The organism is Comamonas sp. B-9 (assembly GCF_000410635.1).
In the GTDB taxonomy this organism is placed as follows: domain Bacteria; phylum Pseudomonadota; class Gammaproteobacteria; order Burkholderiales; family Burkholderiaceae_C; genus Comamonas.
Genome location: NZ_KE148598.1, coordinates 637 through 2,226 on the forward strand (window position 1 = coordinate 637; position 1,590 = coordinate 2,226).

At 68.6% G+C, this 1,590-nt stretch carries 1 protein-coding gene and 1 pseudogene; both read left to right on the top strand.

The window, feature by feature from the left end; all coding sequences use genetic code 11:
* Positions 1 to 447, top strand: a pseudogene (locus tag H928_RS32415) (DUF2868 domain-containing protein); the annotation flags it as partial.
* 13 nt (positions 448 to 460) lie between these two features.
* Positions 461 to 1,590, top strand: a 1,130-nt coding sequence (locus H928_RS28105; protein WP_239644980.1) for a GTPase domain-containing protein, incomplete at its 3' end; no start/stop codon positions are given.

The window sequence follows — 1,590 nt, forward strand, 5'->3', positions numbered from 1 at the left end:
AACCAGGCCTACTTTGCCCGCCTGCAGCGCGATTTTGGCGGCCTGGCCACGCGCCTGGTGCTGCTGCCTTTCAGCATGGAGGTGACGCCCGAGCGCCGCGCGGCGATCGACCACCATGCCATCGGCCTCTATGGCGCCGGCGCCCATGTCGACTGGCTGCCGACCCTGGCCTATGGCGCAGCGCTGCCGGCTGTTGATATCGCCCCGGCTGCGCAGGCGATTGCGCTCATCAACCTGTCGGCCACGCCCGAGGCCGAGGTGCATGGCGAGCTGCTGGCCCAGCTGCGCAGCCGCTTTGGCGCCAACGGCCAGCTCTGGCTCTGGGCCAGCGACTTTGCCGCGCGCAATGCCGGCGCCCCCCGCCGCCTGCAGGAGCGCGAAGCGCTGTGGCAAGAATTTGCCCAGCAGCACGGCTTCAACGCCCAGCTGATCACCACCGGCACCTGACGAGACCCGCACGATGACCGAGATGACGAACGCCCCCCCTCTCCCCACCGCCGTGCCGCAGGCAGCGGATGCGGCCAACGACCAGACCATCGCCTGGTGCCTGCTGTCGCACACCAATATCGGCAAGACCACGCTGGCCCGCACCCTGGTGGCCGAGGACATTGGCGAAGTGCAGGACGCCGCCCATGTCACCAGCCAATCGCAGCGCTACCTGCTGCAGCGCACCGAACAGGGCGATGAACTCTGGCTCTGGGACACGCCGGGTTTTGGCGATTCGGTGCGGCTCTACAACCGTTTGAAGCAGCAGGGCAACCCGCTGGGCTGGTTTCTGTCCAACGTCTGGGACCGCTGGCGCGACAAACCCTTCTACATGAGTCAGCGCGCCTTGCAGGCCGCGCGTGACCATGCCGATGTGATGCTCTACCTGGTCAATGCCGCCGAAGACCCGGCCGACGCCGGTTACTGGGCCAGCGAGATGCGCATCCTGCAGTGGATGGACAAGCCCGTGCTGGTGCTGCTCAACCAGATCGGCAGCGACACCACAGCCGCGCAAACCGCTGCCGACCTGCAGCGCTGGCGCGCGGCGACGGCCGAGTTTGCCGGCACCGTGCGCTCGGTGCAGGTGCTCGATGCCTTCACACGCAGCTGGTGGCATGAAAAGCAAGTGATGCAGTCCATCGCGCCGCTGCTGCCAGATGCCAAGCAGCCGGCCTACCAGCGCCTCTTGCAAACCCGCGCGCAGCGCCAGCAAGCGCGCGAAGCGGCCAGCCTGCAGGCCCTGGCCGAGCAGCTGCTGCTGGTGGCCACCGCGCAGGAGACCGTGCAGGCCAGCGACAACAAGCTCTGGCAGCGCGCCTGGAACAAGGTCAGCGGCTCGGTCGCGCAAGCGATCCGGGGCAGCGGCGCTGAGGGCGCTGAGCTCAGCCCCGAGCAGACCGCTGCGATGCAGCGCCTGACCCAATCCCTGCAGCAGGCCGACCTGGCCAGCACCCAGGCCCTGCTGGCGCTGCACCAGCTCGATGGCCAGGCGGCCAGCCAGATCCAGCAGCAGCTCAAGGACCACCTGAAAACCAGCACACCGCTGGACCCGCAGACGGCCAGCCTCTGGGGTGCGCTCACGGCAGGGGCTGCGACCGGCCCGGG